Annotated in this window: 17 protein-coding genes; 3 read left to right on the forward strand and 14 right to left on the reverse strand. The window is 68.6% G+C overall.

The window, feature by feature from the left end:
• Positions 1–41 precede the first annotated feature (41 nt).
• A complete protein-coding gene (locus tag NM1_RS01765) occupies positions 42–608 on the reverse strand; it encodes a CGNR zinc finger domain-containing protein (protein ID WP_068013058.1) in 567 nt (188 codons plus the stop codon).
• An 89-nt stretch (positions 609–697) separates the two neighbouring features.
• On the opposite strand from NM1_RS01765, the gene NM1_RS01770 reads away from it, so the two are divergent.
• Complete coding sequence (locus NM1_RS01770) at positions 698–1,597, forward strand: alpha/beta fold hydrolase (protein ID WP_068013060.1); 900 nt, start codon at positions 698–700, stop codon at positions 1,595–1,597.
• A gap of 213 nt (positions 1,598–1,810) precedes the next feature.
• Entirely contained in the window at positions 1,811–2,758 is a 948-nt protein-coding gene (locus tag NM1_RS01775) for an alpha/beta fold hydrolase (protein ID WP_068013063.1), read from the forward strand.
• A gap of 105 nt (positions 2,759–2,863) precedes the next feature.
• On the opposite strand, the gene NM1_RS01780 is transcribed toward NM1_RS01775, so the two are convergent.
• From NM1_RS01780 to NM1_RS01800, 5 genes are all read right to left on the reverse strand, one after another.
• Complete coding sequence (locus NM1_RS01780; RefSeq protein WP_114699473.1) at positions 2,864–3,286, reverse strand: VOC family protein; 423 nt, start codon at positions 3,284–3,286, stop codon at positions 2,864–2,866.
• A gap of 136 nt (positions 3,287–3,422) precedes the next feature.
• A complete protein-coding gene (locus NM1_RS01785) occupies positions 3,423–5,216 on the reverse strand; it encodes an AMP-dependent synthetase/ligase (protein WP_068013065.1) in 1,794 nt (597 codons plus the stop codon).
• A gap of 87 nt (positions 5,217–5,303) precedes the next feature.
• Complete coding sequence (locus NM1_RS01790; protein ID WP_068013067.1) at positions 5,304–6,218, reverse strand: alpha/beta hydrolase; 915 nt, start codon at positions 6,216–6,218, stop codon at positions 5,304–5,306.
• 18 nt (positions 6,219–6,236) lie between these two features.
• Entirely contained in the window at positions 6,237–7,073 is an 837-nt protein-coding gene (locus NM1_RS01795; protein ID WP_068013069.1) for an SDR family NAD(P)-dependent oxidoreductase, read from the reverse strand.
• Between the two features lie 73 nt (positions 7,074–7,146).
• A complete protein-coding gene (locus NM1_RS01800) occupies positions 7,147–8,679 on the reverse strand; it encodes a flavin-containing monooxygenase (RefSeq protein WP_068013072.1) in 1,533 nt (510 codons plus the stop codon).
• Between the two features lie 68 nt (positions 8,680–8,747).
• On the opposite strand from NM1_RS01800, the gene NM1_RS01805 reads away from it, so the two are divergent.
• Complete coding sequence (locus NM1_RS01805) at positions 8,748–9,374, forward strand: TetR/AcrR family transcriptional regulator (RefSeq protein WP_068013075.1); 627 nt, start codon at positions 8,748–8,750, stop codon at positions 9,372–9,374.
• 4 nt (positions 9,375–9,378) lie between these two features.
• Here NM1_RS01805 and NM1_RS01810 read toward each other — a convergent pair whose 3' ends face one another.
• From NM1_RS01810 to NM1_RS01845, 8 genes are all read right to left on the reverse strand, one after another.
• Complete coding sequence (locus NM1_RS01810) at positions 9,379–10,101, reverse strand: chymotrypsin family serine protease (RefSeq protein ID WP_068013078.1); 723 nt, start codon at positions 10,099–10,101, stop codon at positions 9,379–9,381.
• Between the two features lie 73 nt (positions 10,102–10,174).
• Positions 10,175–11,734: an MFS transporter gene (locus NM1_RS01815; RefSeq protein ID WP_068013081.1), complete on the reverse strand. Its 1,560-nt coding sequence runs from the start codon at positions 11,732–11,734 to the stop codon at positions 10,175–10,177.
• Positions 11,735–11,756: 22 nt separating this feature from the next.
• Complete coding sequence (locus NM1_RS01820; protein ID WP_084519063.1) at positions 11,757–12,275, reverse strand: MTB12 C-terminal domain-containing protein; 519 nt, start codon at positions 12,273–12,275, stop codon at positions 11,757–11,759.
• A 137-nt stretch (positions 12,276–12,412) separates the two neighbouring features.
• Positions 12,413–14,476 (reverse strand): bifunctional phosphatase PAP2/O-acyltransferase family protein, encoded by a 2,064-nt coding sequence (locus NM1_RS01825; RefSeq protein ID WP_068013083.1) that lies wholly within the window; start codon positions 14,474–14,476, stop codon positions 12,413–12,415.
• A gap of 260 nt (positions 14,477–14,736) precedes the next feature.
• Entirely contained in the window at positions 14,737–15,948 is a 1,212-nt protein-coding gene (locus tag NM1_RS01830) for an esterase/lipase family protein (protein WP_084519065.1), read from the reverse strand.
• Between the two features lie 416 nt (positions 15,949–16,364).
• Positions 16,365–17,258, reverse strand: a complete 894-nt coding sequence (locus tag NM1_RS01835; RefSeq protein ID WP_068013086.1) for a 3-hydroxyacyl-CoA dehydrogenase NAD-binding domain-containing protein — start codon at positions 17,256–17,258, stop codon at positions 16,365–16,367.
• A 1-nt stretch (position 17,259) separates the two neighbouring features.
• Entirely contained in the window at positions 17,260–18,156 is an 897-nt protein-coding gene (locus tag NM1_RS01840) for an NHL repeat-containing protein (RefSeq protein ID WP_068013088.1), read from the reverse strand.
• 88 nt (positions 18,157–18,244) lie between these two features.
• A complete protein-coding gene (locus NM1_RS01845; protein ID WP_068013090.1) occupies positions 18,245–19,384 on the reverse strand; it encodes an acyl-CoA dehydrogenase family protein in 1,140 nt (379 codons plus the stop codon).
• Between the last annotated feature and the right edge of the window lie 7 nt (positions 19,385–19,391).

Genomic DNA, 19,391 nt, shown 5'->3' on the forward strand with positions numbered 1-19,391 from the left:
GCCATCGGTCGGCGATCTCGACGTGGATTTCCGCGAGGAAACTACGACTGGGGCGCGTCTTTGTGGCGGTCGTAGTAGCGCGCGACGCGGACCCGGTTGCCGCAGCGCTGCGGTGAGCACCAGCGGCGGCGCGGGTGGGCGGGCAGGAACAGCAGCACGCAATCGTCGGCCTCGCAGCGTTTCAGGCGGGCTATGGCCGGATCGATGAGCAGGTCGACGGCGGATTCGGCGAGCGCCGCGGCCAGGCGGGCGCCCTCCGGCCCCGCGCGGAAGGTCGGTGCCGTGAACGCGCCGTCGTGCCACTCCAGATAGCGCACCGCGGGCGCGGCCGACTGCGCCCTGTCGAGCCCGCGCAATGCCTCGGCCGGAGGGCGATGCCCGTCCAGCACCGCCTCCAGGATCGCCGCGGTGTGGTCGCGAACCGCCCGGACGGCCTCCAGGTCCTCGTTCGTCGGGTGCGGAATCGGCGGCTCCGGCAGGCGGTCGGCCTCCGAGCGCAGCCAGCGGACCAGTTCCTCCGGGGTGCTCAGCAGGTCCGCGTCGGCGGGCCGGGTGTTCACCAGGTCCAGCGCCAGCGGTTCGCCGATCAGCGGTGTCGGGTCGCTCATGTTCCTAATGCTACATCGTCGACTTGACACATTAGCGGCGATCCAGTTAGAACTAATGCATCTTCACCGAAAGAAAGCATGTGAAAGCGATGAGCCTGTCCCTGGTCAACCACCGTCACATCGACGTCGACGGCGTCGACGTCTTCTACCGCGAGTCGGTCCCGGCACGCTCCAATGCCCCGGCCCTGCTCCTGCTGCACGGTTTTCCGTCGGCCTCGCACCAGTTCCGCAGGCTCATCGACGCCCTCGGCGACCGCTACCGCGTCATCGCGCCCGACTACCCCGGCTTCGGAAACACCACGGCCCCGGGCGATTTCGTCTACACCTTCGACCGCCTCACCGACATCACCGAGGGCTTCGTGCGGCGCCTGGGGCTGACCAGTTTCACCATGTACGTCTTCGACTTCGGCGCTCCGATCGGATTCCGGCTGGCCGAACGGCATCCCGAATGGGTCGCGGGCCTGATCGTGCAGAACGGGAACGCCTACGAGGCCGGATTGTCCGACGGCGCACGCGAATTCACCGCGCTGCGACCGGATCAGGACGGTGCCGAGGACACGATTCGCGGACTGCTGACCGTGGAGGGCACCCGCAGTCAGTACGAGACCGGTGTCGCCGATCCCACCCTGCTGTCCCCCGAATCCTGGCTGCTGGACCAGCATTTCCTCGACCTGCCCGGCCGCAAGGAGGCACAGGTGGCGCTGGCCTTCGACTACAAGTCGAATATCGCCCGCTACCCCGCCTGGCAGGCCTGGCTGCGCAAGCACACCCCGCCGACCCTGATCGCGTGGGGCGCGAACGATCCCTTCTTCCCCGAGCCCGGCGCCCACGCCTATCTGGCCGACCTCCCCGACGCGGAGCTGCACGTCTTCGACACCGGCCACTTCGCCCTGGAAACCCACGTGTCCGAAATCGCCCCGCTGATCGCCGATTTCCTGGATCGCCTATCCGCGCGGCATAACGCCCCTGAGGCGCTGCCGAAACGGTAAACTTCGGCCTCCGACGGGCCCTCCACCGGAATCCATGCTGCCGGTGCAACATTCGTCTCGGGTGGGAGTCGAGGGGAACGCCGGTCCTTGGGGAAAGGGGGCCTATGCGAGCACGCCGCGCGGCGCTCGACCGTGAATCGGATCACTACCCGTCACGTCGCCGAGGGCTCGCTCGTCCTCAGGTCGAAGAACCCAACCGATCCGGAGTGCATCATGAAGGTCCCACACTGGTTCCACCGACTCGCCGCCGTACTGGTCGCGGCGGTCACCGCCGTGCTCGTGGTCGCCGTACCGTCCGCGTCCGCCTCCCCGCCGGGCGCCGACCACCGTCCTCCGTACCTGGACAGCATCGAATCACGGTATGCGGAAACGGATCTCGCCACATTCCACTACACCGTCACCGGCAGCGGATCCCCGGTCGTCCTGATCGCGGGCGGCGGGCTCTGGCAGTACTCCTGGCGTGACGTCATCCCGGAGCTGGCCCGGCGGCACACCGTCTACGCCGTCGAAATGCCCAGCCAGGGCTACACGGAACTGCGCAGGAAGGACTTCGCGTTCGACCTGCCCGCCATGTCCGCGGCCATCGGCAGCTTCCTCGATGCGGTCGGGTTGGAGCGCACCGCGCTGGTCGGCCACTCGTGGGGTGGCGCCTGGAGCCTGTACTTCGCCGAACAGCATCCGGAACGCGTCACCAAGCTGGCGCTGCTCGACTCCCCCGGCCTGAACGCCGAAAAAGCGCCTACCACAGCGATTTTCACCGCTCCGGCGCTCGGCGAACTCGCCATGGCGCTCAGCACCCGCGAGGTGTACACCCAGGGCATCCGCAGCACCTTCCACCACAAGGAGCTGGTCACCGATGTCATGATGAACGAACTCTGGCCGCCGTTCACCCGTCCCGACAACCGCGACGGATTCCTGGCACTGTGGCGCAATCTCGACTTCCGGCTCACCGACGCGGCCCTCGGCCAGGTCACCGCGCCGACCCTGGTGCTGTGGGGCGAGCAGGACGAGGTGCTGCCCTCGTCCCAGGCCCACGGATTGGCCGCCCGGATACCGAACGCGACGGCAACGATCCTCCCCGGCTGCGGCCACACAGTCCACGAAGACTGCCCGGCGACCGCCATCCCACCACTGACAAACTTCCTCACCCCAGTCGCCTGACTACCCCAGCACTTCACGCACCCCCTGCGTGTTCACGCACCCCGCGCAAACCCGTGCAGAGGGTGCGAGAACACGGCAGGGGTGCGTGAAGTGGGGGCACCCCGCCTACTCGGCGGGCGTGTAGCCGATCATCCACGGCACCGCGTACTTGTCGGTGACCATGCCGAACAGCTCGGCCCATTCGGTCTTGCCGATCGGCATCGACACGTCGCCGCCCGCCGACAGCGCGCCGAAGATCCGCTCGGCCTCCTCGCGGCTGTCCAGGTCCAGCGACACCGCGTAGGCCGGGTTGCTGGTGTTGACGGTCTGCCCGGGTGGACAGTCCGACGCCATCAGCAGGTGGTCGGTGCCGCGCAGCGGCAGGGCGGCATGGGCGATCAGATTCTTCGCCTCGCCGGGCAGATCCCCGCCGTCGCCCATCTCGCTGAAGCGAATGAGCTGCAGCTCACCGCCGAACACGGACTGGTAGAAGGTGAACGCCTCTTCGGCGTTGCCGTTGAACATCAGATAGGGATTCAAGACCGTCACGGATTGCCTCCTCGGATGAGTACACGACCGGACGGACGACAGTGGCCGCCGCCCCAACTAGGGACGACGGCCACTCTACGAATTCATCACTCTCGCCACCGGCAATCCGGCCGGACCGAGGTCCGCTTGCGGAGACTCAGCCGTTGTAGATGGCCTCCACGTCGGCGGCGTAGTTCTTCATGACCACGGCCCGCTTCAGCGACATCTTGGGCGTCAGCTCGCCGGTCTCTTGAGTCCAGTCGACGGGCAGGATGCGGATCTTCTTGATCTGCTCCGCGTGCGAGACGAGCTTGTTGGTATCGGCCACCGCGGCATCGATCGCGGTCTTCAGCTCGGGCAGCTCGATCAGCTTCTCCATCGGCAGGTCGGCGGGCAGGCCGTTGCGTTCCTTCCAGCCCGGCAGCGCCTCGGGGTCGAGCGTGATCAGCGCGCCGATGAACGGCTTGCCGTCGCCCACCACCATCACCTGGCTGATCAGCGGATGCGCCCGCAGCGAATCCTCCAGCATGGCCGGGGCCACGTTCTTGCCGCCCGCGGTGACGATGATTTCCTTCTTGCGGCCGGTGATGGTGATGAAGCCCCGGTCGTCGATGGCGCCCAGGTCACCGGTCTTGAACCAGCCGTCGGCGAAGGCGTCCTCGGTGGCGGTCGGATTCTTCCAGTACCCGCCGAAGACGACCGGGCCGCGCACCAGCAGCTCGCCGTCCTCGGCCACCTTCGCCCCGTGCCCGGGCAGCGGGCGGCCGACCGAGCCGACGCGGATGAACTCCGGCGTGTTGACCGATACGGCGGCGGTGGTCTCGGTGAGGCCGTAGCCCTCGTAGATGGTCACGCCGATGCCCCGGAAGAAGTGGCCCAGCCGCGCGCCCAGCGGACCGCCGCCGGACACCGCCGACTTGCACCGCCCGCCCATGGCCTCGCGCAGCTTGCCGTAGACCAGCTTGTCGAACAGCGCGTGCTTGGCCTTGAGCACGAGCCCGGCGCCGCCGTTGTCCAGCGCCTGGCTGTAGGCGACGGCGGTCTCGGCCGCGGCGTCGAAGATCTTGCCCTTGCCGCCGTCGTGCGCCTTCTGCTTGGCGCCGTTGAACACCTTCTCGAATACGCGCGGCACCGACAGGATGAAGTCCGGCTTGTACTGCCCGAACTGCTCGACCAGCGTCGACCAGTCGGAGGTGTGCGCGACGGTGACCCCGGCGTCGAAGGCGGCGAGCGCCACCGCGCGGGCGAAGACGTGCGCCAGCGGCAGGAACAGCAGCGACTTGTTGCCCGGCTTGAGGAACTGCGGCATGGCCGCCCGGTCCGCGGCCGACTCCGCGTAGAGGTTGGCATGCGAGAGCATGACGCCCTTGGGACGGCCGGTGGTGCCGGAGGTGTAGATCAGCGTCGCCGGGGAGGCGGCCTTGACCTGGGCGCGCCGGTCGTGCACGGCCTGGTCGTCCAGCTCCGCGCCCTTGGTGATGAGCTGGTCGACGGCGCCGTCGGCGAGCTGCAGCACCTCGCGCAGCTCCGGCAAGCCCGACTCGATCTCGGCGATGGTCGCCCGCTGCGCGGCGGTCTCGACCACCAGCAGCTTGGTCGAGGAATCCTCCAGGATCCAGCGCGCCTGCTCGGCGGAGGAGCTGTCGAAGATGGCGACGGTGCAGCCGCCGGCGGCCCAGATGGCGAAGTCCAGGACCACCCACTCGTAGCGGGTCGAGGCCAGGATGGCGACCCGGTCACCTAGTTCGATGCCCGACGCGATCAGTCCCTTGGCCACCTTCGTGACATCCCCGGCGAATTCGGCGGCCGTGACATCGGTCCACCCGCCCTTGCCGTCGGGGCGATTGAACACCACCAGCCCCGGCGTGCGCTCGGCATGCCGGAAGGCCCCGTCGGACATATTGGCGTCCTCGGGGATGGTGTAGGTCGCCGGGACTTCGAACTCTCGCATCGGTGCCCTTCCACGTGGTTTACTCACCGGTAATTTACGCCACTCGAGGCGGCCGTGTACGTCCGAGGTGGCGAGGCCGCCAAATTTCTATCCTATGGACCGCGTTTGCGCTGCCTGCAGCGATGCGCTCAGGAACGCGGCCAACTCGCGCGTCGCCGCCGCGGCGGGCTCGACGATCGAGGCCTGCAGCTGCGCGACGTGCCACAGCCCGCGGGTGACGCTGAACTGCGTCGTCACCCCGGCGGCCCGCAGCGCCGCCACCAGCCGCCCGCACTGGTCGTGCAGCAGCTCGCTCGCGTCGACCTGGACATAGGTCGGCGGCAGGCCGTGCAGATCGCCCAGCAGCGGCGCGTAGCCGGAATCCAGACCGTCGCCGTCGCCGAGGTAGGCCGCGGCACAGGCCCGCGACCACGGCTTGTTGATCACCAGATCGCGGTAACCGTCCGGCACTTCGTTGGGGTCGGCCCAGGGCGCGATCAAACCCAGTGCGGCAACCCGGAATCCGTGCTTGTCGCGCAGCCGCAGCGCGAGCGCGAGCGACAGCCCGCCACCTGCCGAATCACCGGATACCGCAATGTCTTCCGGCCGCAGCCCGGTCGACACCAGATCCAGGAAGGCCGCCTCCGCGTCGTCCAGCGCGGCCGGGTACGGGTGCTCGGGTGCCAGCCGGTAGTCGGGAAGATAGACCGGGCAACCTATCTCGCGCGCCAGGTGCGCGGCCAGCGACCGGTGCGTGGCGCTCGAGCCGACGGCGTAGCCGCCACCGTGCAGGTAGAGCACCGCACCGGACCGATCGGCCCGCTCGGAGGTGATGCGCTCGGCCGGGCGGCCGCCCAGCCGCAGCTTGTGCACCCGGGTGCCGCCGGGCAGCACCTGCAGCACCGAACCGGCGTCGAGCAGGGCCCGCTGGACCCGCCACGGCAGCCGGTGGTGCATGGAGTACCGGAACATCGGGTGCAGCACCGCGCGGGCCAGCGGCAGTGGCAGCGAAACAGCAGGCATAGCAGGAACTTTCAGTTATCAGGGCAGGAAGCGGCGGCTCACCACGCTGGCGATGCGCTGATAGTAGGACGCGGTGGTGCGGACGAACAGGTCCAGCACCTTGGCCTCCCAGCCGATCAGCACCCGGCCGTGGCCCTTGCGCACACCCGTCAGGATCGTCTCGGCGGCCATTTCCGGGGTGTGCATCGCCAGCTGCTTGTCGAACTGGGCGGCGACCTTCTTCTGGTCCAGCCCTTGCGTTTCGGCGACGGTCGCGTTGCGCGCCACCGCGGTCTTGATGCCGCCCGGATGCACGCAGGTCACCTGCACCGGCTCGCCCTTGATCAGCATCTCCTGCCGCAGCGCCTCGGTGAAGCCGCGCACCGCGAACTTGGCCGCGTTGTAGGCACTCTGGCCCGGCACCGCGATCAGGCCGAACAGGCTGGACACATTGATCACGTGGCCGTCGCCGGATTCGATCAGGAACGGCAGGAATGCCTTGGTGCCGTTGACGACTCCGTAGAAGTCGACGTCCATGATCCGGTCGATGTCCTTGAACTGCGTGTGGATCACGTCGCCGTGATGGGCGATCCCGGCGTTGTTGTAGATCTGGTTGACCTTGCCGTAGTGCTTCTTGACTTCGTCGGCGTACAGCAGCACCGCCTCACGCTCGGCGACATTGAGCCGGTCGGATTTCACCTGTGCGCCCAAAGCCTCACAGCGCCTGACGGTTTCGGCCAGGCCATCGGTATCGATATCGGACAGCGCGAGTTTCGCGCCCCGGCGGGCCAGATTCTCCGCCAGGGCCCGGCCGATGCCGGATCCCGCGCCGGTGATCACACAAACCTTGCCCCTGAAGTAAGCCTCATTGCTCACAGTGCCTCCTCGCTAGCGCTCGGTGGCACTGTGCGCAAAGCGCGCTGGCTTATTGGTTCGCTCGCACGCTCCCTCACTGTTTTGCCACCACTTTCAGATCGGGCCGATCCTCGGCCCCTTTGACGGTCGTGTCGTAAGCGGACACATCGAACTTTTCCAGCAGTCTACGGAAACGGAAAGTGAAATCCGGCCACAGTGTGGTGTTGTTTCCGTGCTTGTCCAGGTACCAGCTGGCGCAGCCGCCGGTACTCCAGACGCTGCCCACCAATTTGCCCTGCAGCTCCCGATTGAACTTGTCCTGCACGTCCTTTCGCACCTCGACGGTGCGCAGGCCACGCATGTCGAACGTGTCGATGGCGTCGGCGATGTAATTGATCTGCGACTCGATCATGTACACCATCGAGGTGTGCCCCAGGCCCACATTCGGGCCGAGCATGAAGAACATATTGGGGTAGTTGGCGATTGCCGAACCCTTGTAACCCTGCTGACCGCCCTGATCGAAAACCTCGGCGAGCGTGCGCCCGTCGCGACCGGCGACGACCTCGTACGCCGGTGAGTCGGTGACATGGAATCCGGTGGCGACGATCAGCGCGTCGATCTCGCGCTCGGTGCCGTCGGTGGTCACGATCGAGTCGGCGCGGATCTCCTTGATGCCGTCGGTGACCAGGTCGACGTTGTCGCGACCCAGCGCCGGGTAGTACTCGTTGGACAGCAGCATGCGCTTGCAGCCGATCCGGAAGTTCGGCGTGACCTTGCGGCGCAGCTCGGGGTCTCGAACCTCGTAGGCGAGCTTGGCGCGCGCGACCAGTTCCAGGCCGAGATTGGCCCGCGGATACTTGGCCAGGCCGACGACCTCCAGCTCACGGGTCGCATAGATGGCCGCGCGCGCGAGCTTCTGCACGCCCGGAATGTGCTTGAACGCCAACCGCTCCGGCAGCGTGTAGGGCCGGTCGACGCGCGGCAGCAGCCACGGCGCGGTGCGCTGGTAGACGTCCAGGTGCGAGACCTTCGGCGCGATCGACGGCACGATCTGGATCGCCGAGGCGCCGGTGCCGATCACCGCGACCCGCTTGCCGGTCAGGTCCGCGTCGTGATCCCAGCGCGCGGAGTGGAAGATCTGCCCGCGGAAGTCGTTGATGCCCTTGATATCCGGCAGGTTGGGCTCGCACAGCGCACCCACCGCGGAGACCAGGATGTCGGCGGTGAACGCCCCCTTGGAGGTCTGCACCTCCCACCGCGCGTCGGCGTCGTTCCACCGCGCTCCGGTCATCTCGCAGTCGAAGATGTGCTTGTCGCGCACGTTGTGGCGGGCGGCCACATCCTGGATGTAGCGCTGGATCTCCGGCTGCTTGGAGAACGAGCGCGACCAGTTCGGATTGAGCGCGAACGAGTACGAGTACAGCTGGGACGGCACGTCGCAGGCCGCGCCCGGATAGGTGTTGTCGCGCCAGGTGCCGCCGACATCGCTGCCGCGCTCGATCACCACGTAGTCCTCACGACCCTGCTGGCTGAGCCGGATGGCCAGGCCCAGGCCGGAGAATCCACTCCCGACGATCAGCACGTGCACGTGCCGCGCGACACCAGTGTCTGTAACCTTGCGACTCATGTACCCGAGAGTAGGGGCTTATTGATCAGGAGTCAACAGTATTGACTCACGTTCAGTAGGATGGGGTCGTGGGCAAGGGACCTGGTGAGAACGGCAAGCGGGTGCGGCTGAGCCCGGACGAGCGCCGCGAGCAGCTGCTCACGCTCGGCGTCCGGATGCTGAGCGACCGCGCCCTGGAGGACATCTCCGTCGGCGATATCGCCGCGCAGGCCGGTATCTCCCGGGGCCTGCTGTTCCACTACTTCCCGACCAAGCAGGACTTCCAGCTGGCGGTCGCGCAGCGTGCCAATGCCGAACTGCTGGCCCGCACCGCACCGGATCCGAGCCTCGGCCTGTTCGACATGCTGCGCGACGCGGTGCAACGCTATGTCGACTACGTTTCCGAGAACCGCACCTCGTACCTGGCGCTATTGCGCGGCCCGGCCAGCACCAGCCCCGAGTTGACGACGCTGGTGGATGCGACCCGCGGCGCCATCGTCGACCGCATCCTCGCCGAGGTGCCGGTCCCGATCGAGGACACGGATCGACCGCGGCTGCGGCTGGCCGTGCGCGGCTGGATCGCCTTCGTGGAGGAGACGACGCTGAGCTGGCTGCGACACGAGACCATCACCCGCGAACAGCTGATCGACATGCTGGTCGAATCGCTTCCGGCGCTGGCATTGAGCCCGGAGCTGTCGCAGGCGCTGCGCGACTGAGGCCTCACCGGCTGTCGGTCACATACCAGCGGAACTGCTCGGCACCCTGGGGTCCGCGGGTCCGGATCAGCTCGGTGAGGTGGGCGGCCGGTTCCACGAGCGAGAAGTCCGCGCCCATCCCGACCACCATGCCGACGAAAGCGGCCGAGCCGGAACGGATTTCGGTGTAGACGACGCCGCCGGAGTCACCGTGGTCCACCGGGACCGTGGTCCGCAGATGGGTGGGGGCAACGCTGCCGATCACCCCGCAGGTCGTCCCGGTGCGCGCGCCCACCTTGCAGATCGGCTGGCCCACAGCGGGGTTCGGGTCGATAGTGGCGATGGCCAACCGGCCCGTCGATGCTCCCGCGACCGCGTTGTCGTGCAGGTGGATCAGGGCGAAGCCGAGATTCGCGGCGTCGCCGTCGGGCACCGCGTGCTCGAACCAGCCGAAGGGAGTGCCGCTTTCGGTGTAGACCTGGGCGCCGGGCTCGAAACAGTGTCCGGCGGTGACGGCGTACCAGGTGGCACCGAGGCGGCCCGTCATCGCGACCGAGCACTGCTCGTTCTCGGTCTGCAGGGTCATGCCCGGATAGACGGCCACCTGGGGCGCGGCGACGGCGGCCGGTGCCGACGCGGTGCAGGCGGCCGCGAGGATCGTGGCGAACAGCATCGCGAACCGGGCGGGTCCGCGGCGGGTTCGGCCGCGGCGGATCGGCGGACGGTCCGGGAATTCGGGATTGCGCATGACGGGCTCCGAGCGCCGAAAGTGACAGCGAGACTTCCACGTTAAGCCCGCTGCCGCATCATCGGCAGACCGATCAGGTCTCGTATTCGTAACCGGAGCGGTCGCCGGCGCGGTAGCCCGAGAGCGCGGTCAGCCCGGCGGCGACCAGGATCATGATGCCCGAGACCAGCAGGGCCACATCGAGTCCGCGGTGGAAGGCGGCGTAGGTGGCGTGGATGACCTGGTCCACGATCGGCCCGTAGGCCGCCGAGGCGGACGGATCACCGCCCGCCGGAACGCTTCCGGTCTTGATGGCGTCGATGACGATGGCCTGGAAGTTGGCCGGGATGTCGAGCTCGTTCAGCCGCCGCACCAGATCGGCGTCGAGGAACGAATTGACCAGCGAGCCCAGCGCGGCGACCCCGACCACCGCGCCCACCTGCCGCATCGTATTGGTGGCCGCGGCGGCCATCCCCGAATGCTCGGCGGGCACGCCGGACAGCACCGCCGAGGTGAGCGGTACGACGGCGATGCCGAATCCGAGGCCCGCGACGGTCAGCGCCAGCGCCAGGGGCGTGAAATCCACGGTGACGCCCAGGCATTCGCGGGCGAGCAGAATTCCGGTGGCACCCAGCAGACAGCCGATGATCATCGGGGTGCGCGAACCGCGCAGCGCCACCCAGAATCCGGCGACCAGCGAGCCCAGGACGATCGCGACGGCCATCGGCGCGAACACCGCCGCCGTGCGCCAGCCCGAATAGCCGATCACCTCCTGCAGATACAGCGCGGTGAAGAAGAAGATCGAGAAGATGCCGAAGTAGACCGCGAACGCCACGATCAGCGCGCTGCGCACCATCGGCCGCTTCAGATACCGGAAGTCGAACATCGGGTTGCGCGCGCGCATCTCGACCACCAGGAAGCCCAGGAAGGCGAGGCCGCCGATGACGAACAGCACGACGACCGAGGTCGCGTCGTAGCCCACCTCCTCCCCTGAGATCCCGGCGTAGATCACGCAGCCGAGAAACGTTGCGCCCAGGACGAATCCGGCCCGGTCCACCGGTCCGGGCTGCGGGTCGGCGCTCTCCGGGACATAGCGCAGCGCGGCGCCCAGTACCACCACGCCGACGACCAGGTTGAACCAGAAGATCGATTGCCAGCCGAAGGCGCCGACCAGCAGGCCGCCGACCACCGGCCCCGCCGCCAGCGCGAGCCCGGAGACGGCCGCCCACGCGCCCAATGCCTTCGCGCGGTCGCCGCGGTCGGGGTAGATGTGCCGGATCACCGACAGCGTGCCGGGTTCGGAAGCCGCCGCGCCCAGGCCCATCACGCCGCGCCCGGCGATCAGCACTGCCACGCTGGTCGCGGTCGCCGACAGCACCGATCCGGCGCAGAAGATCACCAGACCGGCCACCAGCACCCGCTTGCGGCCCCACCGGTCGCCCAGTGAGCCCAGGGTCAGCATCAGGCTCGCGAACACCAGCGTGTAGGCGTTCACCACCCACTGCAGCGGCACCACCCCGGCGTGCAGATCGGACTGGATGTCACCGAGCGCGACGCTGACGATCGTCGTATCCAGGAAGGTCACGAACAGCACCGCGGTGACGGTGGCCAGCGCGATATTCGGCCGTGCCGCGCGGGCGGTCGGGACGGTCATGGCTACCCCGGATCGGTCGAGATCAGTTGGTGGGCGGGGCCGCCGGCGTGGTGGCCGCCGCGGCGCAGACCGGCGGCGGATTGCCCTGCAGCGTCAGCAGGGCGCAGAAGGTGGCCGCGGTGACCTTCCAGCCCCCGTCCTGGTAGATCGCCGCCCCCTGCTGATTCGCCAGCGCCGGTTTGCCGCCCATCAGGATCGTGTAGTTGACCTCGGCGTGGTCGGTGCCGGTGCTGGCCACCCCGGAGACCGTCGCCGTCGTGGCCTTGGCCATCGGAGAATCCGCCTGGGCCTTCATGATGTCGGCGAAGGCCCGGCCGTTCTCCAACAGCGCCATCTTCTCCTCGGCGCCGGTGGCACCGTCGAAGAAGCGTTCGTAGGATTGCGTCACCGCCTCGGTGACGGTGGGGGCGCCGGTGGGGTCCGTGGGGCCGGACTTTTCGTCGGATCCGCCGCAGGCAGTGGCGGACAGCAGAGTCGTCAGTGCGCACGCGGCAAGCACTTTCGCCGCGGCATTTCGGGTGAACATGCCCTGTGTGAACATGTCCCGCCTCCCTCGGATGGGTTCGACGGCGTCGCTACCAGGTCGTGGCCGCACAGCCGCGGCAGCCGTGGCAGCTACGCTGTGACACCACCCGCCCGTCGCGGCGCCGCGACGGCTGCGTGATCAATCCGCTCAGATTACTCGCCGGAACGGACCGCCGGGCCCGGATCGGCAACTGCGGCCGCCGCATCCAACTCGGCCAGCACCCTGGGCAACTCGGCCGCGAACGCGGCCGCGTCCAGCACCGCCGGATCGGCCGACAACCCGATTCCCAGCACGCCGCGCCAGCTGAGCACACCCGCGACCAGGGGCACGCCGGGCGCGGACGGCAAGATCGGAAACACCTGGGCTATAGGCACATTCGCGAAGGTCAGGTCCCGGTCCGGCCCCGCCATATTCGAGACGATGGCATGGAAGAAACGCCCGCCGTACACGCTGCGGGCGAACCAGCCGACCGTGGGTTCGGGCAGCACGCGTAGCCCGGTGGACATCACGAAATGCGATGCCAGCGCGCGGGTTCCGCTGTGCAGGCGGGCGCCGCGGGTGCGGATATCGGCCAGCAGCGCGCCGGGGCTCGCCGCGGTGAACGGGACGTCGGTCAACACGGCCGCGGTGAGGTTGCCCTCGGCCGCCGAGGACGGCTCGCGCACCATGAGCGGCACCGCCACCCGCAGCCTGCCGTGCAGCGGCTCGGCCCATTCCGGCCGCAGGCGGTGCAGCGTGGTGACCATGACGGCGAGCAGCACGTCGGTCACCCGCGCCTGATGCGAATGCGCCACCGCGCGAACGGTTTCCAGGTCGAGCGACACGGCGGCGAAGGTGCGTCGAGTGGAGCCGCCGGGCAGTCGTCCCGCCGGGCGCGCATCGGTGGCGAGCTGAGCGAACCCGGTCGCCGTTGCCGCCATCCTCGCGGCTCGGCCGGGTCCGCGTCGCCTCCGTCCACCCCGTTTCTCCCGACTCGCCGCGGCCTGGCCCCCGCTCTCGCCGCCGAAGAGATCGACCGAGGGCCGCAGCAGACGCAGCGCCTGAATCACGGTCCCGGTCCCGTCCGCCACGGTGTGATGCAGCAGCAGGAGCACGCCCACCACCCCCGCGGCCGGGTCCCGCACCAGCACCAACCGCCACAGCGGCCGATCGCGCGGCAAGGGTTCGGCGGCCAACTCCCCCACCAGCCCGGCGATACCCGCCCCGGTGGTGGACGAGTCGCCGCGTCCGCCTGAGTACGCTGGGGCCGAAGGGGTTTCGAGGGTCCGCTCGGTGACGTGCCAGGCCCAGTCGATGTCCGCGCCGACCCAGCGCGCGCGGCGCCAGCGGCCCGCGCGGTGCAGGCGCTGGCGGAAGCGGGGCAGGTGGGCGAGTTCGGCACGGACCAGGGCGCGGACCTCGTCGGCGGTGGGGCCGCCGTCCGGCCGGGGGTGCAGGACCACCATGCCGCCCACCTGCTGCGGCACCCCGGCGTTCTCGACATGCAGGAAGAAGGCATCGGCCGGGCCCACCACCGGCGGACGCGCGTACCAGCGATCCACCAGCAGGACGCTGATCACGACGAAGCCGACCGCGACGACGGCATCGAGGATGAAGTGATTCGCGGTCGCCATGATCACGTACACCGTGACGAGCACGTGCAGCGCGCTGAGCACCTGCACGGTGACGCCGCCCGCGATACGGGCCAGCACCACGCTCACCCACAGCGCCCAGCCCACGTGCAGCGACGGCACCGCCGCCAGTTGATTGCTGCCGTCCACCAGCGGCGTCCCCCAGGAGCCCCAGGTCCCGCCCGCGACGACGGTGTCGACGAAGCCGAGATCCGGCAGCAGCCGCGGCGGCGTCACCGGGTACACCGCGAAACACGCGATGGCCAGCACATTCAGCAGCAGGAACGAGTCGCGAGCCCGCGGGTAGTCGGCGGGACGGCGGAAATACATCCAGAACAGCAGCACGAACGCGGTCAGGATGTAGGTGAACGCGTACTCGTAGTTGGCGAGGGTGGCCAGCCACTCGCGCCCGGCCAGCCACCGGTTCAGCGACAGCTCGACGTCGGCGTGCAGCCACCGCTCGAGCTCGAACAATCCGCGCGCGTTGCGATCGGCCGCGACCCGGCGTTCCGGGCTGTGCAGCGTATCGACCAGCAGATACAGCCCGAATACGGCCAGCCCGACCGCGATGTCCCGCCCCAGGGCGGGCCGCGAGGGAGTGCCCACACAACCGTCATAACACACAGTCGCGCAACAGTTTACGATCTTCCGCCCGGCGAATCACCGGCAATTTCCGGCGTGACACGATAGAGCCCGCCGGGGGTCGCTGTGGGACCGCCCGGCGGGCACCCCGCCGTACTTTCATCGGTGTCTGGTCGCTGACCGGCGTCCGCAGGCGGACGACATCAACTGCGCGGCGGGTCGTGCTCCGCTCGACTGCTGGAAGGCATGGTCGGGACCGTCGAGCGGAGCATCGCTGGGAACTGTCAGAGCTTGCCGCCACCTCCCAGCAGCCACGGGTTGAAGGTGCACTGCAGCGGTTGCGACGGATCGAGCGCGTGCAGCGCGATCGACAGCGACCGCGGCGAGTACATCATCGTCAGGTGGTCCGACAGATCCTGCTCACAGCCGTCCTGCAGCAGCACGTTGTCCACCGTCGCCCCCGGCCCGGCCTTCAGGAAGGTCAGGTCGTAGGGGTTGGTCACCTCGTCGTACCGGGTGGCGACGCTCGTGTACTTGATTCCGGACACCGTGTCGCCATTGGCGTTGAGCTGGTTGATGAAATCCGAGCCGATGGTCTGCTGGATCCCCGAGTGGCCCACGAAGATCTCGATCAGACCCAGGACGTCGATTCCGAAGTTGTTGATCGCCCGGCCCAGCGCGCCGATCCCGTCCAGCGACGTCCCGTGATGGGTGGCGCCGTAGGTGATCATCTTGTCCACCTTGGATCCGCCGCCCTCGAACTTGGTATACCAGTTCGACATCGACCCGCCCTGCGAGTGGGCGACGATATCGACCTTGTCCGAACCGGTCGCGGCCAGCACCCGATCCACGAAGGTCGCCAGCTGCTTGGCCGAATCCTGGATGTAGCCGGTGCCGTTGGCGCCCGGCAGCACCGAGCCCAGACCGCCGCCCTCGACCAGGTTCGACCGGCCGTAGTTGAAGGTGAAGGTGCAGTATCCGGCGTCCTTGATCGGCTGGCTCATGAACGCGAAGGCGTCATAGGCGTTGGACCAGGTGCCGTGCACCAGCACGACCGGCTTCCGCCCGTCGCCCGGCTTGCAGCCCCAGTCGTTGGTACCCGGCGGCGCCGCGTCCGGATTCAGCAGGCTGTAGCCGAACGCCGCCAGGAACGACGACGATGCCGGTCCGTAACCCTTTGTGTCGGAGGCGTATCCGCCCGACGAGCCCGAGCTGGAACCCGAACCGCCGTAGCAGTCGCCGGACCCGTTACCGGATCCGGCACCGCTGCCGGATGTGCACGCCGACCCGGAACTGCCGGCGCTGCCGCTGTCTTCGGCGATCGGATGCGCGGCCGGGTCCTTCAACCCCGCACCGATCAGATCGGCCAATTGCTGCTCCGGCGAGGCCGGAGCGGGATCGGCGTTCACGCCGGCCCCCGGAAGCCCGATCGCGAGGATCGCCGCGCCCATCATCACGGCGGCGCGCAGCGGCCTGCGGATGGTCGTTCGTCTCATTCGATACCTTTCTGCACAAGGGTGCGATCCAGTTCCGGTGGCGGCTAATTCGGCCACCGCACAGGAACTTCGCAGACGCTAAAACCGACCACCCGGGAATTGCGTTGCCGCAGCGATAATCCGGAGAAATCACGAAGGCGCAGAGTTCGACTGGGGAACTCCCACAGCCGTTTCGATATAGCAAGATCCGGAGATCTCACAGGTTTGGCCACCGTCGGCCGTGCGGGATCACAGCCTTTTCCGCAAGTAGCGTCACGACCTGCGCGAATCGGTTTCGAACCCCTTGTAGGAGCCATTCTCGGCCGCACGCCGATATCTCGACACTGCCCGGGGAACAATCACCTATTCGAGAACAGAAAGAGGCGCCAGGTCGAGCCTGGCGCCTCCGGTGTGAATTCTGTTGTGCAGCAGTAATGTCAGTCTTCGGCCGACTCGGACAGGGCCGTGAGCACGGCGCGCGTGCGGCGATCGCGGCGCTCCGCGAGCCGTTCGTAGGCATCGGCGCCGGTGCCGTACGCCGCCTCGATATTCTCGATCATCCGCTCCCGCACGGCCGGATCCGCGGACGGGACACCGAGTTCGATCTTCCCGGTCTGGGCGCCGACACCGGCGTACAGATGACGCGCACCACCGGGGCCGCCGCCGAGGACGTTGCCCTCGAACAGACCGATTGTGGCCCAGCGCAATCCGAGGGAATTCTGCAGGATGGTGTCGAGTTCACGGACACCGACCACCCCCTGCTGCACGAGGTACTGCGCCTCCCGCGAGACCGCGGTCTGCAGCCGGTTGGCCACGAATCCCGGTAGCTCCCGGTGGATTACGACGGGAACGCGGCCCAGTTCGGTATACAGCCGCACGGCACGGGACACGACGTCGGGCGCCGTCCGCTCGCCGGGCAGCACCTCCACCAGCGGCATGAGCTCCGGCGGATTGAACGGGTGGCCCACGACGATCCGCTCGCCGCCGTCGAGGCCCTCGGCGATCAGCGAGGCGGTGATCGATGAGCTGGAGGTGGCCGGAATCGCCTCGGCGGGAGCGGCTTTCAGAATCTCGGTGAAGATCTCCCGCTTGAGCGGCAGGCGTTCGGGGCCGTTCTCCTGCACCAGATCCGCCTCCGCGACCGCATCCGCCAGCACCGATGTATAGGACACCGAGGGGTCCGTGCCGACCTCGGCCGCCACGACCTCGGCCAGATCCGGGCGCGGGTCGGTGATCACCACCCGCCAGCCGTGGTCGCGGGCCAACCGCGCCCAGGACAGGCCGATGACACCGGCGCCGACGACGGCGATGGTGCGGGGTTCGCTGCGCATATCAGATACCTTCGATTCCGGTCAGCGCCCCGCCGTCCACCTTGGCCACGACCCGATCCGCGGTGCCGTCCAGCGCGACGGCCCGCACCTGCCCGCCGAGGTCGGTGACGTAGGCGAGCCCGGCGTCGAGGTCGACGGTGAGGCCGATGGCTTCGCGGAAGCCGCGGGCGAGGATCTGCGGTGGCCCACCCGGCTCGCCCGGTGCCGGTACGGGGGCGCGATTGAGAGAGTTGCCGTCCGGGGCCGCGCCGCGGTCGGTCCAGTAGAGGTGGCCGCCGCGGGCGTCGAGCCACAGGTCGATCGGTTCGGGCAGGCCCGACCACAGCGTTTCGATATCGGTGCGGGTCTCCGGGCGCTCCCCCGGCGGCACCTCCAGGCCAGCTTGGAAGATCCGTCCCCGGCCGCCCTTCGCCGGGCCCTTCTGGGTCCAGTACAGCGCACCGGCGCCCGCGTCGACGGCGACGCCGACGCATTCGGCGTCCTTGCCCGATGCGGGGGAGTTGACGATCAGATCGGTGCGATTCGCGCCGTCGAGATCGGCTCGGCTCACCCTGCAGCCTTCGCGGTCGCTCCAGAACAGATGTCCCGCAACGAAATCCGCGGCAAGCTGCTTACCTGTGGTGAGGGCGCCCGGCGGCAGCACGGTCCTGCGATCGCTGCCGTCGAGCGCGGCGGATTCGACCGACCCGTCGCGCGCGGTGAAGTCCGGCTCCCCGGACTCCCGGCGCGCGGGCTGGCCCATGGTGGTCCAGTAGACGCGGTCGGCGAACGGGTCGTAGGCGAGCCCGTCGGGAAACGACCCGGCGTCGTCCACCACGGTCGTCACGGTGCCGTCGGCCGGATCGACGCGATGAATCGCACCCTGAAGAATATCGAGCACCAACAGTGCCTTGAACATGCTCGCCTCCTCGAATAGTCGGATCGATCTCCTCCGGCGGGCAACGCGCGGGGCGACGCGCCGGGAGTCGGCAGCCGGACCTTCGGGCCTAGTTGAGCAGGGCGCCGGGGACCGTGGTCAGGTCCGGGGCGCGCAGCGCGCGGCGCCTGGCCGCGGCCACTCCACCATAGCTCTGGGTGATGGCGGTCAGCCGGGCCGCGTAGTGGGCCACGGGCGACTCGAAGGTCATGCCGATGCCGCCGTGCAGCTGAACGGCTTCCTCGGCCGTCGTGCGCGCCATATCGGCGATGAACAGGAACGCATCGTCGGCGACCACCGGATCCGCACCTCGGTCCTCGGTGACCGCCGTGGCCCACAGCGCGAACGACCGGCCCAGCTCCACCTCGGCGTACAGATCGGCCGCGCGGAACACCAGGGCCTGGAAGCGCGACAGCGGCACCCGGAACTGCTTGCGCTGGCCGAGGTAGTCGACCGTATCCCGCAGCGCGGCCTCGGCGAGTCCCACAGCCTCCCCCGCGACGGCGATGCGCGCCCGCGAGAAGGTTTGCGCCAGTGCGTTTTCCGCGGCCGCACCGACCGCTCCCAGGAGCGTGGCGGGCACGGATTCGAAGGTGACGTCGGAGGCGTGTGTCCAGTCGGTGGCGCGACCGTCGACGCGGGTGACCCCCGCAGCATCGCGCTCGACCAGGTACACACCCGGTACACCGTCTCGATCCACCGCGCTGACCAGCAGCATCGTGGCCTGGTCCGCATGTGGCACAGGGGATTTCACCCCATCGAGCAGGAGGGATCCGTCGGCGGCCGGTGTCGCCGTGACGGTCGATGCCGCATCCCACACCCGTCCGGGTTCGGCGTGGGCGACCGCGAAAATCTCCTCGCCGCCGGCCAATCGAGGCAGCAGCGCCGCCTGCTGTTCGGCCGTGCCGAGCGCGGCGATCAGCCAGGACGGCACGTACACGCCATCGAGCAGCGGCTCCACCGCGCCGTGCTTCCCCAGCGCCTCGAGCGTCACGTACACCTCGGCGGGGCCCGCGCCCACGCCGCCGTACTCCTCGTCGATGGTCAGCCCGGTGAGCCCGAGTTCGGCGAGGGCGGACCATACTTCGGCGCTCCAGCCGAGTTCGCCGGTGACGGTGTCGGCGCGAAAGTTGGGTGTGTAGTAGCGGTTCGACAACGAATCGACGGTGTCGAACAGCAGTTTCTGGTCTTCGTTCGGTTCGAGGTTCACGACGATT

This window comes from Nocardia mexicana NBRC 108244 (assembly GCF_001613165.1).
Taxonomy (GTDB): Bacteria; Actinomycetota; Actinomycetes; order Mycobacteriales; family Mycobacteriaceae; genus Nocardia; species Nocardia mexicana.

What these genes read in the sequence shown, in the direction of transcription:
- NM1_RS01785 (WP_068013065.1), bottom strand. Translation starts at nt 5,216, where the DNA reads ATGCGAGAGTTCGAAGTCCCGGCGACCTACACCATCCCCGAGGACGCC.
- NM1_RS01775 (WP_068013063.1), top strand. Translation starts at nt 1,811, where the DNA reads ATGAAGGTCCCACACTGGTTCCACCGACTCGCCGCCGTACTGGTCGCG.
- NM1_RS01800 (WP_068013072.1), bottom strand. Translation starts at nt 8,679, where the DNA reads ATGAGTCGCAAGGTTACAGACACTGGTGTCGCGCGGCACGTGCACGTG.
- NM1_RS01835 (WP_068013086.1), bottom strand. Translation starts at nt 17,258, where the DNA reads ATGCGCAGCGAACCCCGCACCATCGCCGTCGTCGGCGCCGGTGTCATC.
- NM1_RS01820 (WP_084519063.1), bottom strand. Translation starts at nt 12,275, where the DNA reads ATGTTCACACAGGGCATGTTCACCCGAAATGCCGCGGCGAAAGTGCTT.
- NM1_RS01815 (WP_068013081.1), bottom strand. Translation starts at nt 11,734, where the DNA reads ATGACCGTCCCGACCGCCCGCGCGGCACGGCCGAATATCGCGCTGGCC.
- NM1_RS01830 (WP_084519065.1), bottom strand. Translation starts at nt 15,948, where the DNA reads ATGAGACGAACGACCATCCGCAGGCCGCTGCGCGCCGCCGTGATGATG.
- NM1_RS01770 (WP_068013060.1), top strand. Translation starts at nt 698, where the DNA reads ATGAGCCTGTCCCTGGTCAACCACCGTCACATCGACGTCGACGGCGTC.
- NM1_RS01765 (WP_068013058.1), bottom strand. Translation starts at nt 608, where the DNA reads ATGAGCGACCCGACACCGCTGATCGGCGAACCGCTGGCGCTGGACCTG.
- NM1_RS01840 (WP_068013088.1), bottom strand. Translation starts at nt 18,156, where the DNA reads ATGTTCAAGGCACTGTTGGTGCTCGATATTCTTCAGGGTGCGATTCAT.
- NM1_RS01790 (WP_068013067.1), bottom strand. Translation starts at nt 6,218, where the DNA reads ATGCCTGCTGTTTCGCTGCCACTGCCGCTGGCCCGCGCGGTGCTGCAC.
- NM1_RS01810 (WP_068013078.1), bottom strand. Translation starts at nt 10,101, where the DNA reads ATGCGCAATCCCGAATTCCCGGACCGTCCGCCGATCCGCCGCGGCCGA.